Genomic DNA, 21,978 nt, shown 5'->3' on the forward strand with positions numbered 1-21,978 from the left:
AAAAGGTTTGGAACCTTAAAAAATATATTTTATTTAGATCAATTATCCAGCGTAACATTTTTGTGATTTGTAGTAGAATCCGCCCGGAAAAGTACTGCTAAGCTAATGAAGTAATTCATTTTATATCAATTGATATTATGACACTTACATCTGCTTTGAGACGGTATATTTAACGTAATTAAAACGAAATACTTTGTAGTAACGGTAGGGTATCACCCTGAAGAACTAAGTTAAAAATAATGCGCTACTCACAGTATGGGAGCTTAAATCGACAAGCTATCAAAGTATTTGATGTGAACTTTTAATGTATTGCTATGTTTGCGCTGTTAAAGGCTTAATTTCCAGCTATCTTTTTAAGATAGATTACATATTCGGGGACTTTCTATGTTTATCCGCTCAAAGTTGTTACTCAGTGCTGCAGTGTCTATTTCGGCACTAATTGCCATGTTTGGATTACAACTCTATTCAAATTCGGTGAAATCGGAACTTTCTAACGCGGCTCAAAGTGTGCTTGATTTAGAGCGCGACGTCTTAATTTTGCGTAAAAATGAAAAGGACTTTTTCGCTCGCAAGGATTTGAAATATGTCGAGCTGCATAAGCAAAGCCACATGGCAATCGACAGTATTGTCCCTGAGTTAGAGAAAGTCTTTAAAGAATATGGGGTGTCGACTGCCTCACTTGAAAGTTTTGACCGTAATTTAAATCAGTATCAAGCCGCTTTTTCTGAAGTGGTGCAGCTACAACAAGAGATTGGCTTAACACCTAAAACAGGTTTGTACGGTACGTTACGAGCTGCGGTGCATAACGTTGAAACGCTACTCAAGGAATTTGATCAGCCCGCACTCGAAGCCGCAATGCTGCAACTTAGGCGTAACGAAAAGGATTTTATGCTGCGTCGTGAGCTAAGTTATGTCGAAACCTTCGATATTAATATTGGTAAGTTTAATGACAAGCTTCATGCCTCGAGTATCGATATTGATACTCAACGAAAAATTGAAGAGCTTATTACTCAGTATCATAAAGATTTTAAAAGCTTAATTAATAAAGAGCAGCAACTCGGTTTGACAGAGAAGGATGGCACTATGGCGCGAGTTTTAGCTGCAAACCAGCAAACTGAGAGCAGTACGAGTGACTTGAAAAACTTGGCTCTTAAGGCGATTGATGATGCTGAGAGTCGTAGCGTTAATGTCGGTATTACTGTGTTTATCTTTATTGCGTTACTACTATCAATCATTACCTACTTGATTATCCGCAGTATTATCGCGCCTGTTGAGCGTATCACGCAGATCATTTCTCGCATCGAGGTGAGTAAAGATCTGACATTGAGGTGCGATGCCTCCACCCAAGATGAACTTGGTGAAATTGCACAGCATTTCAATAGCATGGTGAGTAGCTTCCAACAGCTGATTGAGCAAGTGATTGAGTCGGTCGCAACGATTAACACTTCCTGTAAACGTGTTTCAGAAAATGCCATGCTCGCCTCCGAAGGTGTGGGCCAACAACTTAATGAGACCGACATGGTCGCAACAGCAATCACTGAGATGGGCGCAACGATTGAGGAAATCGCTAAAACAACCGAATTGGCGGCATCAAAAGCGGGTCAGACCCACGATAATGCCCAAAGTGGTCAATTAGAGGTTGAGCAAACGATACATAAAATCCAGTCACTTGCTGAGCAGTTGAATAGCTCAGCAGCGGTCGTTAATGAATTGGAACGTGACAGCGAGACTATCGGTAGCGTGTTAGATGTGATCCGCGGCATTGCTGAGCAGACCAATCTTTTAGCCTTGAACGCCGCGATTGAAGCGGCGCGTGCGGGTGAGCAGGGCCGTGGTTTTGCTGTGGTTGCCGATGAAGTACGTAACTTAGCGATGCGGACGCAATCGTCAACCCAAGAGATTGCTAACATCATTCAAACCCTGCAGACGCGTACCCGATCGATTGTGCAATTGATGGAATCTAGCCAAAAACAAGGCGTTGAAAGCGCTGAACAAGCGGCAAGTGCTGGCGCTTTATTGAAGCTTATCAATAACGACGTGCGTAATATTATGGACATGAGCACTCAAATTGCGGCGGCTATTGAAGAGCAAAGTATGGTGGCGGCTGAAGTGAACAAGAACGTGGTGGTGATCCGCGATATCGCTGAGGAGTCATCCCATGCGGCAGATGCAAATGCGTCGGCATCGGATGAGCTGAAAGCGCAGGCTGAATTCTTATTCCGTGCGGTGAGTAATTTTAAAATCTAATGCGTAGAAGCCAGTTTACATCTGATGATCAGAAGCTGGCTTAAAAAATACACTAACAAAAACGCACTCCGAGGAGTGCGTTTTTATGTCTGAGTGATGAGCTCTGCAAGCTTAGTGATTCGTTAAAACAGTAAGCTGTGCATTGGAACCGCTCAGATTAGTCAGAACGTTCAGTGACTATGATGAGTGACCGAACTATTAGTGACGGAACATGGCAGAAATAGACTCTTCGTTGCTTACGCGACGAATTGCCTCAGCCAGTACCGCAGACATAGTTAACTGAGTCACTTTAGCCACTTTCAACATTTCTGGGCTTAAAGGAACTGTGTCAGTCACAATCACTTCATCAATCACAGAGTTAGCGATATTTTCAGCCGCTTTGCCAGAGAAGACTGGGTGAGTTGCGTAAGCAAATACGCGGTTCGCACCATGTTCTTTTAAGGCTTCAGCCGCTTTACACAGAGTGCCGCCTGTGTCGATCATATCGTCAACGATAATGCAGTCACGACCTTGAACATCACCAATGATGTGCATAACTTGCGCAACGTTCGCTTGTGGGCGACGTTTATCAATGATCGCTAAATCAGAATCATCCAACAGTTTTGCTACTGCGCGAGCGCGAACAACACCACCGATGTCTGGAGAAACAACGACTGGATTATCTAAGTTCTTCGCTAACATATCTTCTAGCAGCACTGGGCTACCAAATACGTTATCAACAGGAACGTCGAAGAAACCTTGGATTTGCTCAGCGTGCAGGTCACAGGTCAGAACGCGGTCAACACCCACGCTAGACAGGAAATCGGCAACCACTTTTGCAGTAATAGGTACACGGGCGCTACGAACGCGACGGTCTTGACGAGCATAACCAAAGTAAGGAATAACCGCTGTGATACGGCCAGCAGATGCACGGCGCAGCGCGTCAACCATCACGATGAGTTCCATCAGGTTGTCGTTTGTCGGCGCACAAGTGGATTGGATGATGAACACATCGGCTCCACGTACATTTTCGTTAATTTGGACACTGATTTCACCATCGCTGAAACGACCAACCACTGCGTCTCCGAGTTTGCAAAATAGACGATCGGCTATCTTTTTAGCGAGACTGGGGGTGGCGTTCCCAGCAAAGAGCTTGATGTCGGGCACTGTATGAACCTCAGGCGTTTGCTTTATATTTTAGTGGCTAGAGTAACGACGATGTAGGGACGGGAGGAACCCGAGGCGTTATCGTTAAGTGGTTACTCTAGAAGAAAGTAGTTTAAGGGTGACTGAGTCGCGTGATGAGCGGCGAAAGATTCATCCCTTGTGCAACAAATCCTTGCATTTCAGACGGTAATTTCGCCAAGGCTGCGAGAGCTTGTTGCTTTTGTGTGAATTCCCCGAACACGCATGCGCCTGTTCCTGTCATTCTCGACGGCGCATATTCTAGCAGCCAGCCTAATGCCTTGGCAACTTGAGGGTATTTAGAAACGACTAGTTTTTGACAATCATTTGCCCAAGGTTGGTTCATTAAGGTATCTATGGCCAGTTTCGGGGTATCACGTGGTAAAAGTGGATCTTGGAATACTTCAGCGGTGGATACATGGGCATCGGGTGCGATGATTAAGTACCAAGGCTCACTCGGATTTACCGCTTGTAAGCGTTCACCTACACCTTCGGCAAAAGCGGCGAAACCATGAATAAAAACAGGAATATCGGCACCAAGTTTAAGGCCGATTTTAGCCAGTTCTTCGGTCGATAATTGGGTGTTCCATAATGTGTTCAGTGCCACTAAGGTGGTGGCAGCATCTGACGAGCCGCCACCTAAACCTCCGCCCATGGGTAGACGTTTATCCAACCAGATTTCGGCGCCGCCACTAAAGCCTGTGGTTTGTTGTAATGATTTTGCGGCTCGCAGAATTAAGTTATCGCTATCGGCGACAACATTAGAGATATTGGAGTGCAAAATCAGTTCTGCGGTTTCAGTGACCTTAAAATCGAGCATGTCACAGTAATCAATAAACTGAAACAAGGTTTGCAGTTCATGATAACCATCTGCGCGGCGACCATTCACGTGTAAGAATAAGTTAAGCTTGGCTGGTGCTGGCCAATGGCGTGAAATTGCTGCGGGCATGCTAAGGTTTCTCTTCGAGTATGATTGCAGGCTTGCCGAGGGCTTGCCATTGATTCAATTGTAGTTTGAGTTGTAAGTCACCACGCTCAAGCTTTAATTGATGGGGCACGTTGGCGCCGCTCTGGGATTGCCAACTTAAAAATGTGACCTGCCAAGGCGGTGGGGTTTGAGTGTTCGTGAGCTGTTTAGGTTTGCCTTGGCTATCGCTTTCAAGTACTTGATCATTCAGGCCAACTTGACCAGTGATCCACAAAGGTAAATCGGCCAAGGGGATGGACCAACCGCTGACGCGCTCGAGTAAACGCTGGGCATTATCGTCGCGAAAATCTTTGCCATCGATATGTAAATGGGCAGAGTTCGAGGTTGAATTAAGCGTCAACACAGTTGTACCTAGCATAGTCGTGAGTGTGAGTTCATCGCGATCTTCACTGTGGCGCCAGTAGATATTGGCACTGAGTTTATCGTCGGGAGTTTTTATCGCTAGTTTTCCCTGTAATTCCCAAGCTTTGGCTTGGCGCGCATCATTGACTGTGATTGGGCTTAAGTCAGTCATCGGCGGCAAGGTTTCACACCCCGCCAGTAAGAGTAGGGCGCTTAAGGTAAAACAAGAGAAAATGGTTTTTGTGAGGCGCTTCAAATTATTCATCTATGACTGATATACCAAAGTCCTTATGATACGAGGGCTTGGAAAGAATACCAATGCCAAACGTAAAATTTCCATCGGCGGTCACTTAGATTTGCTCCCTTGGGACAAATTTTGCCTTACCTATTATTGATAGAAAATTTAGGTAAGAAGTTAGACCTTTATTCGGTTTTGTTAAGCGTATTCTGTTTTTAGTTGGGCCAATTCAGTAGAATGCCCTTATTAAGAGAGTCGCCAAGAATCTAGAAAGAGTCAGATGAGCCTTGTAGCAATCGGTATTAACCATAAAACAGCCACGGTAGACCTGCGTGAGAAAGTCGCCTTCTCTCCGGACAAAATTCATGACGCTATGAAGAGTCTGGCCAGTCGTACACGCTCGGGTGAAGCCGTTATTGTCTCGACCTGTAATCGCACTGAGTTGTATTGCAACAACGGCGATGAGGCCGACATTATTGCGTGGCTTGAAGAGTATCACGGCCTAGATCATGAGGATGTAGCACCTTGTCTCTATAACTATCATGGTCAAGATGCCGTCAGGCATTTGATGCGCGTAGCCTCTGGGCTCGATTCTTTGATCCTTGGTGAGCCGCAGATTCTCGGTCAAGTAAAGCAAGCGTTCGTTAAGGCCAAAGAGGCTGGTACGGTTGCGCTAACCATAGATAGACTCTTTCAGAATACTTTTTCAGTCGCTAAGAAAGTCCGCACTGACACTGAAATTGGCGCCGCCGCAGTTTCTGTGGCATTTGCCGCGGTAAGCATGGCGAAACATATTTTCTCATCGATATCGACCACTAAAGTGCTGTTAATTGGTGCGGGTGAAACCATAGAACTGGTTGCGAAGCATCTTAAAGATAACGGCGTGGCTTCAATGGTCGTAGCAAATCGGACGTTAGAACGTGCCCAAGGCATGTGCGAGGAGTTTGGCGCAACAGCAATTACACTGGCGCAGATACCAGATTATCTCCCAAAAGCCGATATCGTGATATCCTCTACCGCCAGCCCTCTGCCTATCCTAGGTAAAGGCATGGTCGAAAAAGCGCTAAAGCAGCGTCGCCATCAACCTATGTTATTGGTTGATATAGCAGTTCCCCGGGATATTGAGCCGGAAGTCGCCGATTTGGATGACGCGTTTCTGTATACAGTGGACGACCTGCATAGCATTATTGAACAGAATATGGCTTCTCGAAAAGAAGCCGCCGAGCAAGCTGAAGTAATTACTGAAGAACAATCTTTCCTATTTATGGATTGGATCCGTTCTTTAGAGTCGGTCGACAGTATTCGCGAGTATCGCAGCCAGAGCATGGCGGTAAAAGATGAGTTAGTGGAACGCGCCTTGAATAAATTAGCCCAGGGCTCAGACACTGAGCAGGTATTGATTGAACTAGCCAATCGCCTGACCAACAAACTTATCCACGCACCGACACAGGCCCTCACGGCAGCGAGTCGTCAGGGCGATTTGAATACTCTCGGTCAGTTAAGATCAGCGCTTGGATTAGATAAAAACTAAGGTTAGCGAGTTAAATGAAGGAATCCGTTATCCGCAAGCTGGAAGGCTTGCTCGAGCGCAATGAAGAAGTCATGGCTTTGCTGGGTGATGCTAGCGTCATTTCCGATCAAGACAGGTTTCGTGCGTTATCGAAAGAATATGCCCAGTTAGAAGACGTTGTTGCTGGCTTTAAAGCCTATCAGCAAGCGCAGGCCGATCTCGATTCTGCCAAAGAAATGCTGGAAGAAGACGATGCTGAAATGCGTGAAATGGCGCAGGAAGAGATGAAAGCCGCTAAGGCCAAACTCGAGCAGCTCGAAGACGAATTGCAAATTCTATTATTGCCAAAAGATCCTGACGACGATAAAAACGCCTTCGTTGAGATCCGCGCTGGTGCAGGCGGCGATGAAGCGGCTATTTTTGCCGGTGACTTATTCCGCATGTACAGCCGTTATGCTGAAGCGAATCGCTGGCAGATCGAAATCATGAGCTGCAACGAAGGAGAACATGGTGGCTTTAAAGAAGTGATCATGAAGGTCAGCGGTGAAGGCGTATACGGCAAACTTAAGTTTGAATCCGGCGGCCACCGTGTACAGCGTGTGCCAGAAACCGAATCCCAAGGACGTGTGCATACTTCAGCGGTTACTGTTGTGGTACTTCACGAAGTGCCTGAAGCGGAAGCGATTTCAATCAATCCAGCCGATCTGAAAGTCGATACTTATCGTTCATCAGGTGCAGGTGGTCAGCACGTTAACAAAACTGACTCAGCTATTCGAATCACCCATATTCCTACTGGGATCGTGGTGGAATGCCAAGATCAACGTTCGCAACACAAGAACCGTGCCCAAGCCATGAGTGTACTGGCCGCACGTATTCAAGCTGTTGAAGACGAAAAACGCCGTAGCGCTGAAGAATCGACCCGTCGTAGTCTGGTTGCCAGTGGCGATCGCTCCGAACGTGTACGTACTTACAACTTCCCGCAAGGCCGCGTGAGCGAACACCGCATCAACTTGACCTTATATCGCTTGAACGAAGTAATGGAAGGCGATCTCGATGCTATTTTATTGCCTCTGATGCAAGAGCATCAAGCCGATCAGTTAGCCGCACTGGCTGACGAGCAGGGGTAATTTTGTCAGATCAATCTAGCATAGCCGAAGCCCTGCAATGGGCTTATGTGCAGTTAGCATCAACCTCTGAATCCGCTCATTTGGATGCAGAGGTTTTGTTGTTATATTGCCTCAATAAAAGCCGAAGCTATTTGTATACTTGGCCTGAAAAATCCCTAACGGTTGAACAGTGGAAACGCTTCCAGCAAATGGTACAGAAACGCCAAAAAGGCGTGCCTGTGGCACATATTGTCGGTGAGCGCGAATTTTGGTCGTTGCCTTTTATCGTGAACGACACCACTTTGATCCCGCGTCCTGATACGGAAATTCTGGTTGAAACCGCCTTGAACCTGCCGCTTTCCACCTACGCCAAAGTGCTCGATTTAGGCACAGGCACTGGGGCGATTGCGCTGGCGTTGGCGTCTGAGCGTGAGTCATGGCAAATCACCGCGGTCGATAAAGTCGATGATGCCGTGGCTTTGGCTATCGCGAACCGCGAGAACTTAAAGCTGCCACAGGTCGAAATTCTCCAGAGTGACTGGTTCAGTGCTGTAAAGTCACGGGACTTTGATTTAATCGTTTCAAATCCGCCCTATATTGATGAATCAGACGAACACTTGCACCAAGGTGACGTGCGTTTCGAGCCCCAAAGCGCGTTAACCGCCGCCGAGGAAGGCTTTGCCGATCTTTATTATATTGCCAACACTGCCCGAGATTACTTAAAGCCTAACGGCTATATCCTGCTCGAACATGGTTTTGAGCAAGCTGTAAAACTCAGAGCTAAGCTTATCGAACTGGGCTACGAGAATGTCGCCACAGTGCGAGACTTTGGCAGTAATGATAGATGCACTATGGGTAAATGGGCGGAGTAAGTTACTAAAAATAAATTCGATGACCCAGAGAATAATGATGAGACTTTAGACTTATTAACTTGTCATCTTAAATATAACGCTATTGCCAATCTGCAATAGCGTTTTTTATGTGTAGGTATTTTCTTAAAATAGTGTCTTCAGTCAATATAAGATGACTATTCTTAGGAGATATAGTTATAGGATATAGTTTAATCAGCTGTGGAATGGGACATTTTTCTTCAGCATTTGCTATAAATTTTATATAGCGTTAATAGAAATAACGTAATTATGATGAAAATGGATTTTTTATCGAATTCTAAATTAAATTTTTATTGGGAATATAATGCCAGTATTTACTGGCATTAAGGTTTTAAATTTATAGCCTTAGAAGCTGTAGCCTATTCCTACAGTGAAGCTCGTCATTTCAAATACTCCAGAATCCTGGTAGGCTAATGTTGTCATAATTTCGAAGCCATTATAAAAACGACAACGCCAACCTAATGCGGCATATAAGCCATATCCATCGTCTGAATACTCCTCTATAGTTATAACATCATCACTACTATTTTCGTAGTCATTCAATTGATAATTAGCTTTAGATTGAGATAATCCGGCCTTAAATATCGCATTATGTCTTGCTGATATTTGGTATGTATATGTGCCAGCAAGCCGAGAGGAATAAGAGTTCTCCAACACGTAATCGTCAAAAACACCATGTATTGCTGCGGTAAAAGGCTCACTTTGAAATGGTGTGTAACCTACTTCTACTCCCCAATCTGGGGTGAATTGATAGCGATAGGCAAAATCATAATGGGTAATGCCCCCATAGTCTTCTGTTGAGCCTAAACCCAAGCCTGCAGAGAAGCCATGGGTTTCGTCTGCGCTAGATGCTGTAGTGGAAATGAGTAAAGCTAAAAGTATAAATAAGCGTTTCATTGTACTTCCTGTAATCACATTAATCCATGAACTCTAAAAGTAATAGATTTGGTTGCTAATTGTAAATTTTTTGATTTTTATTTATTTCGTATGGTCTCCCGATAAGTGGGCAGATGTCAGTAAGCTTATATTGAAACAAATGTAATAATTTATTATTTCTTATTAGACTTCAGTAATTCGCTATGTATTTTACTTGGTAAACAGTGATTATTGTTAAATCCTCATTGTTTCTAAATGAACTAAATTAGATTTTTATAGTATGTTTTGTGTTGGTTGTATTCGTATACAGTGTGCGGAAATACATTTTTAATGAATGGGAGTTATTTCATTCAGATTTAAGGTTTGATTTTTATGTTAACGCTATTTTTGATAGCCACGAGTTCAAATCCGAAGTGCGAGATTTGGCAACTAAACCACTACTTTATTATCCAGTTAGAACACTAGGTTACTCGCTCCTTCCTGCATACCGTTCTATTTTTTCGAATGTTTAGGCCGTGATTTCGCGTTATTCTTTTGTAAACTTCCTTGTTATTCTGCCTGCATCAGCAAAGCGTTTGCGTCTTGTGTTAGCTGTACGGTCTTGGCGTTTCACGTATCGCTTTGCTCAACCGATAGGAGAGCAGCAATGAAAGTATTTAGTCAGTTTTCCGCCAAAGCCGCGATGGATGGCGATGGGGTCAATATTCGCCGTGTCGCCGATTTTGTGACGACTAAATTTGATCCTTTCTTGATGATCGACGAAATAAAATCCGATGATGAACAAGATTTTATTGGTGGCTTCCCCGCACATCCTCATCGCGGGATGGAGACCTTCACTTACATTCGTAAGGGCGGTTTTGAGCACCGTGACCAAATGGGTAATGTGAAGGCGATTTGTGCCGGCGATGTGCAGTGGATGAGTACCGGGTTCGGTGTAGTGCATTCTGAAATGCCACTTGCCGATGCTGTCGATGGTCTGCATGGATTCCAAATTTGGGTCAATATGCCCGCCAAAGACAAGTTGCGTCCAGCGAAGTATCAAGATACCGCGGGTAGCGCGAGCGTTGAAGTGACCAGTAACACTGGCGCTAGCTTAAAAGCCTTAGCGGGTGATTGGGGCTTTAAAGATCAACCGCTTATTAGTGCGACCATCCAAGGATTAGCGGGCGAAGCAGCCATTGCCGATCTGAGCCTAGCACCAAATGCTGAGGCCACGCTTGATTTGTCTCAACACGAGTTTGTCGCCTTGTACTTGTACCAAGGTGACTTAAGTAAAGGTGAAGACTCACAGTGGTCATATCATCAGGGCGAGTTTTTAGTGCTCGATAGCCAAAGTGTGCTTAAGCTTAAAGCTGATGAGCGCGGCGCTGGGATGTTACTATTTGCGGGTAAACCTATCCGTGAAAAAATCGTCCAGATGGGTCCCTTTGTGATGAACACCCAAGCGGAAATTCAGCAGGCGATTCGCGATTACCAAGAAGGGCGTTTCGGCCAGATCGCGTAATTTGTTAAATCTGCCGCACTGAGCTAATTCTAAATCCAAGCCTAAGCCCTGTATTCCTACAGGGCTTTTTTGTTGCTGTTCACGCAAGCTATGTCTATTGCTTAAGGACTTGAGGCAAAAGCCGCGCTTTGTTGCTACAATAGCCGTGCTTTTGGGTTGAGCGAGCCTAGCGCTTAAATCTAAACTCAAGCTAGCCCAAAGCTAACCTGAATCTTGATAGACCAGTTTAATCGATAAGTAACGCAATTTCAGTAACCTAGTAGCCACTTCGTTACCCACCACAGGATATTCACCTTGAGCAACTCTGATACTAAGCCTAATCCATCAATGGCTTTTTCGACTCTTAAGCTAAAACCCGAACTGCTTGAGAACCTTTCTTCTATGGGCTACAACGAGATGACGCCAATTCAGGCGCAAAGTTTGCCACCCATTTTAGCGGGGCAGGATGTGATAGGTCAGGGTAAAACTGGCTCGGGTAAAACGGCCGCCTTCGGCTTAGGATTACTGAACAAGTTAGACGTTAAGCGCTTTCGCATTCAAACCTTAGTGTTATGCCCAACCCGTGAGTTGGCCGACCAAGTGGCGCAGGAAATCCGCACCCTTGCCCGTGGTATTCATAACGTTAAAGTACTGACACTTTGCGGCGGTGTACCTATGGGACCACAGGTTGGCTCGCTGGAGCACGGTGCACACATTATTGTGGGTACGCCTGGCCGTATCGTCGATCACTTAGATCGCAATCGCTTAGATTTAAGCAATCTCAACATGTTAGTGCTCGATGAAGCCGATCGCATGTTAGAAATGGGCTTCCAACCCGCTCTCGATGCGATTATCGAACAAGCACCACGTGAGCGTCAGACGCTGCTATTTAGCGCGACATTCCCTGAGCAAATTCAATCAATTGCCAAGCAAATCATGTATGACCCAAGCATGGTTAAAGTTGAAGGTAATCACGACAGCTTAAGCATAGCCCAGCATTTTTATCACTTAGACGATGACAAGGCGCGTATGCAAGCGCTGCAATTATTGTTGTTAGAACATAAGCCTGAAAGCGCAGTGGTGTTTTGTAACACTAAACGCGAAACCCAAAAAGTGGCCGATGAGCTTGAAGGTTTAGGCTTTAGCGTATTGGCTTTGCACGGCGATTTAGAGCAAAGAGACAGGGACGAAACCCTGCTGCAATTTGCTAATAAGAGTGCCTGTGTATTAGTGGCGACCGATGTTGCCGCCCGTGGTTTAGATATCGATGCACTGGATGCTGTGTTTAACTATCACGTTGCCTACGACACCGAAGTCCACATTCACCGCATCGGTCGTACTGGCCGCGCGGGCAGTAAAGGCGCCGCTTATACCTTCTATAACGACCAAGACGGTTACAAAATTGCCTTGTTAGAAGAGTATTTAGAGCGCGAAATCACCAGCGAATCACTACCATCAGAAAGCCTGCTCGGCAACACGCCTGCAGCGCCAACCATGATCACTCTGCAGATCGATGGCGGTAAGAAGGAAAAACTGCGTCCAGGTGATATCTTAGGCGCGCTGACGGGCGAAAACGGTATCGAAGGCTCACAGGTGGGTAAAATCCAAGTGACCGATTACCGCGCCTATGTGGCCGTTAATCGTAAGGTTGCCAAGAAAGCACTGAACAAAATTACTGGCGGCCGGATCAAAGGAAAATCTTACCGCGCTTGGCCAATGAAGTAAGTTTGGCCTAGCTTGAGTTGAATCGTACCTCGATTTAATTCGCTCTATTTTTAAAGGGAATAAACTCAGGTTTATTCCCTTTTTTGTTGAGTTTTATTACCGCCGTTACTGTGCCTTTTGTCCACGTCACCGCTAATCTTATTGGGCGATTAAGTAACACTTTGTATTTGTCTGCTTAATTGATATGCCCCTCAGCTTGCCTGTGTTAGAAGTGATTCTGAGTAAAAAATAAATGAGCGGATTAACGGCTTTGTCAGGTGATAAGGCTGCATCGGTTTGGAGTATTTATGTTTCGATGGACTATTTTACTAAGTATCTTTTTGAGCGCAGCGAGCGCTGCATCAATTCTGCCAGAGTCGCAACCGTTACAGCACTTCATCTACATTAACCATCGTGAGGCTAACGGAGAAAACATTCGTGCCGACAAGGCGCTGCGCGATCCCCGTTTTGGCGGTGCGCAGATTGTTTATACTTGGCGCAGTTTAGAGCCTAAGCAGGGCGAATATGATTTCAGCGCGATTAGGGCCGATATTGCATATCTCGATTCGATAGGCAAAAAATTGTGGATCCAGCTGCAAGAGAAATCCTTTACGCCCAGAGTCAATGTGCCGCGTTATTTGCTCGATGATCCTATTTATCAAGGCGGTGTGTTGAAGCAAAGCATGTTGAGTGCACCAGAGCGTGATCCCAATAAACCGGTGACGGATGATGAGTATGGCTGGTCAGCCAAAATGTGGGAGCCCTCAGTGCGTGCACGTTATCAACAATTGGTGCGTCAGCTTGGCCAAGAGTTTGATGGGAAAATTGCGTGCATTAACTTTAGTGAAAGCTCAATTGATGTGGGGACTGAAAACGCCGATGGAACGACCACCTTCCCCAGTGATTTTAATCCTAAAGCCTATATCGATGCGATTGGCGAGAATATGCAGGTATTAGCTGAGTCATTTCAGCATTCAACCGCTATGGTGTATTTGAACTTTTTGCCAGACGAATGGCTGCCATGGAATGACAAAGGCTATATGCGAGGCTTATTTGCGCAAGCCAAATCGCTCAACATGGGTGTGGGTGGCCCAGATTTGATGCCTTACCGTAAAAGTCATATGGCACAAAGTTATGCCTTTATTAAAGATTACCCAGCGACACTGGTGAAAGGTATGGCGGTGCAAGACGGTAATTTGCGGCAGATTAATCCTAAAACGGGTAAAAAGAATACTGTGCCTGAGCTGCTGGATTTTGCGCAAAATTACCTAGGCTTAGACTACATTTTTTGGGTTGAAGATGAACCTTATTTTACGGATGAAGTCCTGCAGCAGTTGCCAGATACAAAGGCGAATTAACTTAGGTTGCCGTTTTAGGCTGTTTTTAAGGCAGTGATTGTTCAAGCCGATTATTGTTCAAAGCGTAGATAACGAGCTAAGCATCGATCAAGACAAACTAAGACAAACAAAAACGCCCAATTCCATGCGGAGTTGGGCGTTTCTGTTTAGGACTTAATACGGCTAAATCGCTAAGCAAGTTCGCTTAGCTTTTGCATTAATCCTGTGAGTGTCTTGGACGACTCGCACCATTATTTGGGCGACGGGTGTTTTTCTTTGGACCATTGGCGTAAGGATTCTCACCCGCTTGGCCACGATTTTCGCCAGCGCCTGAACGGCTTTCAGTTGGACGACTAGCGCCTGCGCTATTGGCTCGGCCATCGTTTGAACGTGGTGGACGAGGTTTGGCATCACTGCGGGGGGCGCTACTGGCTTCACCGCTGTGTCTTGGATTCTTGTCGTTTGGCTTGTGACCGCGCGCGACGTCACCGCTGCGTTGACCATCTTTATGCTCGGCGCTTCTTGGAGCACCATCGCGTGAGCTCGGTTGGTTTGAGCTGCGGGTATTTCTACGGCTTGGTACTGATTTACCGCTACTTTTTCCGCCGCCACCTAAACGTGATTCTGGCAATTCATGGTTAAAGCCTTCAACCATTTCACGGTCTAATACGCGATTGATTAAACGCTCGATATCGTTTAGCAGTTTGATTTCTTCGTTACTTACCAGTGACACGGCTTGACCCGATGCGCCAGCGCGGCCAGTACGGCCGATACGATGCACATAATCTTCTGGCACGTTCGGTAAGTCGAAGTTAACCACTTGTGGTAATTGGTCTATGTCTAAACCGCGGGCAGCAATATCGGTTGCAACCAGTACGCGAGCTTGACCATTTTTAAAGTCGGCCAAGGCTTTAGTACGGGCGGTTTGGCTCTTGTTACCGTGGATAGCGGCGGCTTTGATACCTGCCTCTTCAAGGCTTTTCGCCAGACGGTTAGCGCCATGTTTAGTGCGCGAGAATACCAACACTTGTTGCCAATCGTTTTGCTTGATGAGTTGGATCAAGAGTGCCGATTTTTGGCTCTTATCAACTGGGCAAACCCATTGTTTTACTGTGGTCGCTGCCGCGTTACGTGGCGTGACCGAAATTTCGACCGGATTGTTGACTAAGCCTTTTGCCAGCTCACGAATTTCATCGGAGAAGGTGGCCGAAAACATCAGGTTTTGACGTTGCTTAGGTAAAATGGCCAAAATCTTACGGATGTCGCGGATAAAGCCCATGTCGAGCATGCGGTCGGCTTCATCTAACACTAAGATCTCAAGCTGGCTGAATTTCACCGCTTTTTGATTATATAGATCCATCAATCGACCAGGCGTCGCGACTAATACGTCGACACCGTGGCGCAATTTCGCGATTTGTGGATTGATAGGCACGCCACCAAATATCACCGCTGAGCGCAGTGGTAAATTCTTACCATAGGTTTCAACACTTTCTGCAACCTGAGCTGCCAATTCGCGTGTCGGAGTTAACACTAATGCGCGCACTTGGCCTGCTTGGGCACGGTTACCTTTACTCAGGAGTTCGAGCATAGGTAGGGTGAAACCTGCTGTTTTACCTGTTCCTGTTTGGGCGGCCGCCATCACATCTTTGCCTTGAAGCACAGCGGGAATTGCTTGAGCTTGGATTGGCGAAGGTGTGTCGTAGCCTTGTTCGGCAACGGCTTTAAGTATCGGGGCCGATAAGCCCAGGGAGGTAAAACTCATAGATTGGTCTCTTGTGGCAACACTGTGCTGCATTTATGGTCAATAGCCAGGTCTGCTGGCGGGCGTGCAGCTTACAGGATCAGGGCTTTAAGTGCCATCTAATAAAGGTTTTTGGGCTGGGTTTCATTCATATTGGCACATAAATCGCTTGTCGGCGGCTTTCACTCGGCCTCGCTTATTTTTATAGGCGCAAGTTTAGATGGCAGAGTTTGAGGTTATGGAAGTTAATTGATTTCAAGGAACAAGATGACTATTAGGCCTATTTCATAATATCAATTGAAGTCATAGGCATTTTTTATCCAGAGTTAGAATGAGTTAGCGGTAGATCACGCTACAATAATGAGAGTGGTATAAACTAAAGTCGATTGGAGTAGAATTAACTAATGACGCAATTGGTTTCGCTATCTGTTCAGTTCGTGATTGATGTTATTCGCTGAATTTTTAACAATGAACCGAGCGAAAGAATTATTGAGTGTTTTCACAGTCACGTTTAACTGAGTCATTCATGTTTAACCGAGTCATTCATGTTTAACTTAGTTATTTAGATGGAGTGGCTTAAGAGCAGTTCTCTGCATGCTTGCGATTTATCTCACGTTTATTTTAGGATGAGGCATTGTAGGAACGGTTAAACGCCTCTCATTTATAGGTGGATTATGACAGCGATACAGCATATTGAACGCCTTGCACGAGGACGCAGTGAACAAGCCGTCGCTGTGATTAAAAATGTGCAGCAGATGTCAAATATCCCCATGCATGAGATGCAACTCGCGCTTAAACAATTGCTCAACTGTGGCCGAATTGCGCTGCATTTTCACCCCGATAGAATCGACAGCCGTGGTATGACTGTTGCCGAAGGTTTACTGCGCGATGGTCAATACCGTAGCCAGTTTGAGACTCATATTTCCAATGGTCAGTTGTCACCTGAGTTAGGTGGCCCACGGGATCATTGGGAAAATCAGCTTTTTGGGGATGTATACAAGGGCACTAAATCTCGGCCTAAATACGGTGCACTCGATCTGGGGATGTGGCAGGACGGTCCCGCCCCACGTTTTGGAAGCTGTTATTTTTTGACTCATACAAGTGCGATGGCGCGCTCAACCTTTAGTTATCTCGACTCGTATCGTAATCCGAAAGAGAAGGGCACGCTGTCATGTTTCGATGATATTTTAGCGGCGCTGCTGACTGAGAGTTTTGAGCGTCACTATGCCTTAGGCAAAACCGACTTTAAGCCACTGAATGTGATCCATTATTTGGGGCATCAGCTCAATGCTTCCTTGCTGTCACGTTTCGAGCGGCCGCTATCGAATAATCTTGACCATTATATAGAGGCACAGATCCATGGCGATGTTTCCCTCGATGAAGATATCGCCATGCTGGTGGCGGACCCCAGTTTTAAGGGTACTGATATTGGCGCAAGCTTAAGTAAAATTTGCGATAAATATGATATTGAGCTGCAATATCATGGTGGCTTTAGCCTGCATACGGCACAGATCCCCAGTGATTTCCGTGGGCCAACTATGCCATCGCTGGCTAATCGGATTGCCGTAGAAGACAGAGTCGATGCCTATGCCATAGGCGTGGCGGCGCGGGATTTATACCATTCTCCCCAGCATTGGCGTGACCGCGGTAATCGTGCGCAAGTCGCCCATGAACTTAAGTTGCTCTGGCATGTGCTAGTGAAATACGGTGGAGTGCAATAAGCGCGAACTCTTTAAAAATGCTTAATTGTAAACGTAAGCATTAACAACAAAGTGAGTTTAGGGCGTAAATAAAACAGCGAGATAACCTCAGGTTAACTCGCTGTTTTTATATAGATATTTTATCGTTAAGGTCGCCTAGCAACCAGTGTCGACTTTTTTATAAGTGGGAACGCCCGTTGTCTCCCATTTATAGTCGATATAGCAATTTGTCGCTTCGACTTGCGCTTCTGTGGGCGTGGCAAGGTTCAGTTTTTGCTTTGGTGTGGCGATAACTTCATAGGTGCCGTTGGTGGTGTAAATTCGATAGGACCACTCATTCACATTTAGCCCTGCCGCTTTAAAAATTTCTGGCGGAGTCGTGTAAGCTGTACTTGGCGTTATACCGCTGGTACTGGCAGCCCAAGGCTGATAGTTTTCGCCACGGATTTCGTCGTAAACGACTCTATTCGTGGTGCCGCTGTTAGCAATTTCCGACTTTGCCTTGAATAAAGTGACGGCGGATTTCATCGAAGCCAGTGCACCTGAGAGCTGACTCTTATATGCATCTGATTGTAAATTAATGAATTTAGGTGCAGCTACTACGGCTAATACGCCAAGAATAATAATAACCACAACGAGTTCAATCAGGGTGAAACCAGCATTTTTATTTGGCATAGATAGAGGACATTCAATACAAAGAGCTTCATGCTACCTAAGTTTTTTAAATCAGGCTAGTACTAGGTAAAGTTCCGTTAACTCCTAGATTTATTTATCTTTAGCTCGTTTTTGTGAGTCCGCTAGCAAAAGTCTGTGATAGGGTTTCATCTGTTGTAGATGCCTGCGATACTGCGTCCCTATCGGAACTTTTTAGCTGTTGCAAGCCCCTTAAACTGAATTGTTATCGATAGTCGATCCCCGCTACGAGTCGCTTAATTGTTTTCTTGTTGGAGCACCATGGATAAGTCGTTAGAAAAATCCCTTCTTGTTTGGCTTAAAGCCCAGAAAAAAGCCTGTGGCCTGTTCCTTAAATTGTCGTTATGGCTTGGGATGATAAGCGCCGTCGCTATGGTGGCGCAGGCTTATATTATCGCGACGATTCTGGATGGCGTGATCATAGGGCAAGTTATACCGCTTACTGACAATGCCCAAACGATCAGTTCCAGCGTGAGTATTGATACCTATATTCCTAATTTTATTGCGTTAATTGCCTTGATGTTACTGCGTGCCTTGCTGGCTTATGGGCGTGAGCGCGCCAGTTTTGAGGCGGGTAAGCGTCTACGTGGCCATATTCGCGCGGCAGTGATGGACAAGTTGACTAAGCTAGGTCCAGCATTTATTAAAGGTAAACCCGCAGGGAGTTGGGCCAGCATAGTTTTAGAGCAAGTCGAAGATTTACAAGATTTTTATGCCAGATATCTCCCACAAATCAGCCTTGCAGGTTTTATTCCCGTACTCATTTTAGCGGCGGTATTCCCGATTAACTGGGCGGCAGGCTTAATCCTGTTACTCACAGCGCCATTAATCCCTATGTTTATGATCTTAGTTGGCATGGGCGCTGCCGATGCTAATCGCAAAAACTTCAGTGCGCTTGCAAGATTGAGCGGCCATTTTATGGATAGATTAAAAGGCTTAAGCACGTTGAAACTTTTTCACCGTGGTGATGCCGAGCTTAAGGTGATCGCGAGTGCTTCAGAAGAGTTTCGTAGCCGCACTATGTCTGTGCTACGCATGGCCTTTTTAAGCTCAGCAGTCTTAGAGTTTTTTGCCGCGGTATCGATTGCTGTTTTGGCGGTTTACTTTGGTTTTAGTTACTTAGGTCACTTAGATTTTGGCTACTATGGCGCCCATGCCAATATCAGCTCAAGTACAGCTCCTGACATGGGTGGTATTCCTTTCAGCCTATTTACTGGGCTATTTATTCTGATTTTAGCTCCTGAGTTTTATCAACCGCTGCGCGACATGGGGACTCATTACCATGCTAAGGCGCAGGCTATAGGCGCGGCAGAAGCCTTGATTACCTTGCTCGAACATCCGGAACCTGAGTTTTTCGGCCACGTCCGTATCAATAGCATAGAGACGCTGAGTGCCGACAATCTTGAGGTGTTCAGTGTTGATGGTACGCGTTTACTTGGCCCACTGAGTTTTGAGTTAAAAGAGGGTGAACGCTTAGCTTTAGTTGGTCCGAGCGGAGCGGGTAAAACCAGTTTACTCAACGCCTTATTGGGATTTTTACCCTACAAGGGCCATTTGTTGATTAATGGCCATGAGTTATCCGCATTAGACTTAGCCCATTGGCGACAGCACTTAGCTTGGCTTGGACAGGAACCGCAGTTATTTCACGGCACTGTGCGGGATAACGTTGCCTTAGCCGACCCTACTCTGCCCGACGATATGCTGTGGCACTTACTGGCTGAGGCCAATATCAGTGACTTCGTTAAGGCGCAACCACTGGGTTTAGATGCGCCGGTCGGTGAGCAATCTTCCGGTTTATCCGTCGGCCAAGCTCAACGTATTGCTTTAGCAAGGGCGCTTGGGCAGCAGGCGAGTTTGTTTGTCCTCGATGAACCCACAGCTAGTTTAGATAGCCAGAGTGAGCAGGCGGTGAGTTCTGCGCTGAATCGCGCCATGGCGGGTAAGATGTGCATTATGGTGACCCACAGATTAGATCAGTTAGATCAAATGGATACTATTCTTGTGCTCGATAAAGGCTTGATAGTACAGCGGGGCGACTTTACCACTTTGTCTAACACAAACGGCTTATTCCAAACTTTACTGCGTGAAAATGTTGAGTCCGTGGCTGATATTGAACTTGTACCGTTATCGGCAAGCGCCAGTGAGACGCAGCCTGATAGTGACGCTCCACTCGACATTGCCGCCGAGTCCACTAAAGGAGATGCCCAATGAAAGTGCTGATCCCCTTTATTCGATTGTTCTCGCGTCAATGGTTGATGATGTCCGTGGGCTTGCTGCTGACCATTATTACTTTGATGGCGGGCATAGGTTTACTGTCACTTTCGGGCTGGTTTCTTTCCGCTACTGCTGTTGCAGGTTTGACGATAGTCACGGCGCAGTCCTTTAACTTTTTCACTCCTGCTGGCGGGGTACGTTTCTTATCAATTGCCCGAACCGCTAGTCGTTATGGCGAGCGTTTAGCGACCCATGAGGCAACCTTTAAGTTGTTGACTGAGCTTCGTGTTTGGGCGTGGCGTAAACTCTTGCCGCTAAGTGCTAAAAATCTGCAGGGGCTACGCCGTGGCGACATGCTCAATCGCTTAGTGGCCGATATCGATACCCTCGATCATCTTTACCTGCGACTGCTCACGCCTATGGCGGCATCCCTTCTGATGACGGGGCTCTTGTATCTGTTTCTTGCTTGGTTCGATGCCAAACTTGCTCTCAGTCTTTGCTTATTCTTAGTCGCTGTTTGGCTGGTGATGCCACTGCTATTTTATCGCCTTGGACACGCGCCAAGCCGAACTATGCTCGAAACCAAGCGTCATTATCGGGTGCAGTTGCTGGATATGTTGCAAGGCCAAGCCGAACTCAGTCTATTTGGCGCGAACGACAGATTCAGGCAAAAACTGAATGATGCGCAGACAGAGCTGTTTCGCAGCCAAAGCGCGATGGCCAATATTACTGCACTCAGCCAAGCCATGTTGATCCTCTCCACGGGCTCAGCCTTGATCATGATGCTGTATTTAGCCGCTCAAGGTGTGGGTGATGCCGTGCCGCCGGGGCCCATGTTTGCACTTATGGTGTTTGCGACTATGGCCTGCGTCGAGATGATGATGCCGATCGCGGGCGCGTTTCAGCATTTGTCAGGTTGCGTATTGGCCGCAACGCGAATTAATGAAATCACCGAACAAAAGGCCGATATTCAATTTGCTGTCGATACTGGCTTGAGGGCAAAGTCTGGCGCATTACAGATTGAAGGTATCCACTTTGGTTATCGAGACGATCAAAACGTGCTGCAAGGTTTGTCCCTTGAGATAAAAGCCGGGCAAAAAGTCGCGTTACTTGGGCCAACGGGTTGCGGTAAGTCGAGCTTATTGACGCTGATTACCCGCGAATGGCAAGCGCAGCAAGGGCACATCAAACTCGATGGTCATGCACTTTCAGAGTACAGCGAGCGCGGTCTTAGGGATGCTATTACTGTGATTAGCCAACGCATCTATTTGTTTGCGGGTACATTGCGGGAAAACTTAGTATTAGCGCTACCTGTTATCGAAGGCGAGAAACGCACGGCCCACGACGCACGCTTGATTGATGTGTTACAGCGGGTTGGGCTTGGGGCTTTACTCACGGGTGATAAGCCGCTGGATATGTGGATAGGTGAAGGTGGACGTCAGCTTTCGGGCGGCGAGCAGCGCCGTATTGGTGTTGCTAGGGCGCTGCTGCGTGATGCACCGCTGTTATTGCTAGATGAGCCAACCGAAGGGCTAGATAAACGCACCGAGCGGGAAATTTTAAGTTTACTGTTTGAATTTGCTCAGGATAAAACCTTACTTATGATTAGCCATCGTTTAACTGCTATGGCGAAGATGGATCAAATTCATCTACTCGGTCAGGGGAAGATTATTGCGTCTGGTACTCACCAGAGCTTAATTGAAGACAGTGTGGAGTATCAGGCCTTGTACCAAAGACTCGCTTAA

16 protein-coding genes are annotated in these 21,978 nt (G+C 46.3%); 10 read left to right on the plus strand and 6 right to left on the minus strand.

Features of this window, described 5'->3' with window-relative positions:
* Positions 1-384: 384 nt before the first annotated feature.
* A complete protein-coding gene (locus tag L5L94_RS04520; RefSeq protein WP_263161504.1) occupies positions 385-2,247 on the plus strand; it encodes a methyl-accepting chemotaxis protein in 1,863 nt (620 codons plus the stop codon).
* 198 nt (positions 2,248-2,445) lie between these two features.
* On the opposite strand, the gene L5L94_RS04525 is transcribed toward L5L94_RS04520, so the two are convergent.
* The 3 genes from L5L94_RS04525 to lolB all read right to left on the minus strand — a co-directional run bounded on the left by L5L94_RS04525 (position 2,446) and on the right by lolB (position 5,006).
* Positions 2,446-3,393 (minus strand): ribose-phosphate pyrophosphokinase, encoded by a 948-nt coding sequence (locus L5L94_RS04525; protein ID WP_006080255.1) that lies wholly within the window; start codon positions 3,391-3,393, stop codon positions 2,446-2,448.
* 112 nt (positions 3,394-3,505) lie between these two features.
* The gene (gene ispE, locus L5L94_RS04530; RefSeq protein ID WP_198571871.1) at positions 3,506-4,360 is read right to left on the minus strand and encodes a 4-(cytidine 5'-diphospho)-2-C-methyl-D-erythritol kinase; all 855 of its coding nucleotides are present in this window, start codon (positions 4,358-4,360) and stop codon (positions 3,506-3,508) included.
* A gap of 1 nt (position 4,361) precedes the next feature.
* Positions 4,362-5,006, minus strand: coding sequence for a lipoprotein insertase outer membrane protein LolB (gene lolB / locus L5L94_RS04535; RefSeq protein WP_173242897.1), 645 nt, complete (start codon positions 5,004-5,006; stop codon positions 4,362-4,364).
* Between the two features lie 253 nt (positions 5,007-5,259).
* On the opposite strand from lolB, the gene hemA reads away from it, so the two are divergent.
* From hemA to prmC, 3 genes are read left to right on the plus strand one after another with little or no spacing between them, the layout of a single operon-like run.
* Entirely contained in the window at positions 5,260-6,510 is a 1,251-nt protein-coding gene (hemA, locus tag L5L94_RS04540) for a glutamyl-tRNA reductase (protein ID WP_028761678.1), read from the plus strand.
* A gap of 14 nt (positions 6,511-6,524) precedes the next feature.
* The gene (prfA, locus tag L5L94_RS04545; RefSeq protein ID WP_113939045.1) at positions 6,525-7,616 is read left to right on the plus strand and encodes a peptide chain release factor 1; all 1,092 of its coding nucleotides are present in this window, start codon (positions 6,525-6,527) and stop codon (positions 7,614-7,616) included.
* Positions 7,617-7,618: 2 nt separating this feature from the next.
* Positions 7,619-8,467, plus strand: a complete 849-nt coding sequence (gene prmC / locus L5L94_RS04550; RefSeq protein ID WP_263161509.1) for a peptide chain release factor N(5)-glutamine methyltransferase — start codon at positions 7,619-7,621, stop codon at positions 8,465-8,467.
* A 363-nt stretch (positions 8,468-8,830) separates the two neighbouring features.
* Here prmC and L5L94_RS04555 read toward each other — a convergent pair whose 3' ends face one another.
* Positions 8,831-9,382 carry a porin family protein gene (locus tag L5L94_RS04555; protein ID WP_263161511.1) on the minus strand — a complete coding sequence of 184 codons (552 nt, stop codon included), beginning with the start codon at positions 9,380-9,382 and terminating at the stop codon, positions 8,831-8,833.
* A gap of 625 nt (positions 9,383-10,007) precedes the next feature.
* On the opposite strand from L5L94_RS04555, the gene L5L94_RS04560 reads away from it, so the two are divergent.
* From L5L94_RS04560 to L5L94_RS04570, 3 genes are all read left to right on the plus strand, one after another.
* On the plus strand, positions 10,008-10,865 hold the full coding sequence (locus L5L94_RS04560) for a pirin family protein (protein WP_263161514.1): 858 nt from the start codon (positions 10,008-10,010) through the stop codon (positions 10,863-10,865).
* A gap of 327 nt (positions 10,866-11,192) precedes the next feature.
* Entirely contained in the window at positions 11,193-12,569 is a 1,377-nt protein-coding gene (gene dbpA, locus L5L94_RS04565; protein ID WP_011847678.1) for an ATP-dependent RNA helicase DbpA, read from the plus strand.
* Positions 12,570-12,856: 287 nt separating this feature from the next.
* Positions 12,857-13,906, plus strand: coding sequence for a hypothetical protein (locus L5L94_RS04570; RefSeq protein ID WP_263161517.1), 1,050 nt, complete (start codon positions 12,857-12,859; stop codon positions 13,904-13,906).
* A gap of 196 nt (positions 13,907-14,102) precedes the next feature.
* Here L5L94_RS04570 and L5L94_RS04575 read toward each other — a convergent pair whose 3' ends face one another.
* Positions 14,103-15,647: a DEAD/DEAH box helicase gene (locus L5L94_RS04575; protein ID WP_131524303.1), complete on the minus strand. Its 1,545-nt coding sequence runs from the start codon at positions 15,645-15,647 to the stop codon at positions 14,103-14,105.
* A 653-nt stretch (positions 15,648-16,300) separates the two neighbouring features.
* Here L5L94_RS04575 and L5L94_RS04580 point away from each other — a divergent pair.
* On the plus strand, positions 16,301-17,347 hold the full coding sequence (locus L5L94_RS04580; protein WP_173242912.1) for a DUF3626 domain-containing protein: 1,047 nt from the start codon (positions 16,301-16,303) through the stop codon (positions 17,345-17,347).
* Between the two features lie 135 nt (positions 17,348-17,482).
* On the opposite strand, the gene L5L94_RS04585 is transcribed toward L5L94_RS04580, so the two are convergent.
* Positions 17,483-18,001, minus strand: a complete 519-nt coding sequence (locus tag L5L94_RS04585) for a type II secretion system protein (RefSeq protein ID WP_113939039.1) — start codon at positions 17,999-18,001, stop codon at positions 17,483-17,485.
* A gap of 279 nt (positions 18,002-18,280) precedes the next feature.
* On the opposite strand from L5L94_RS04585, the gene cydD reads away from it, so the two are divergent.
* The gene (gene cydD / locus L5L94_RS04590; protein ID WP_173496760.1) at positions 18,281-20,230 is read left to right on the plus strand and encodes a heme ABC transporter permease/ATP-binding protein CydD; all 1,950 of its coding nucleotides are present in this window, start codon (positions 18,281-18,283) and stop codon (positions 20,228-20,230) included.
* The gene (gene cydC / locus L5L94_RS04595; RefSeq protein ID WP_173242920.1) at positions 20,227-21,978 is read left to right on the plus strand and encodes a heme ABC transporter ATP-binding protein/permease CydC; all 1,752 of its coding nucleotides are present in this window, start codon (positions 20,227-20,229) and stop codon (positions 21,976-21,978) included. The genes cydD and cydC overlap by 4 nt, the downstream gene beginning before the upstream one ends.

The sequence above is a fragment of the Shewanella sp. SM21 genome (assembly GCF_025654335.1).
Taxonomy (GTDB): domain Bacteria; phylum Pseudomonadota; class Gammaproteobacteria; order Enterobacterales; family Shewanellaceae; genus Shewanella; species Shewanella oncorhynchi.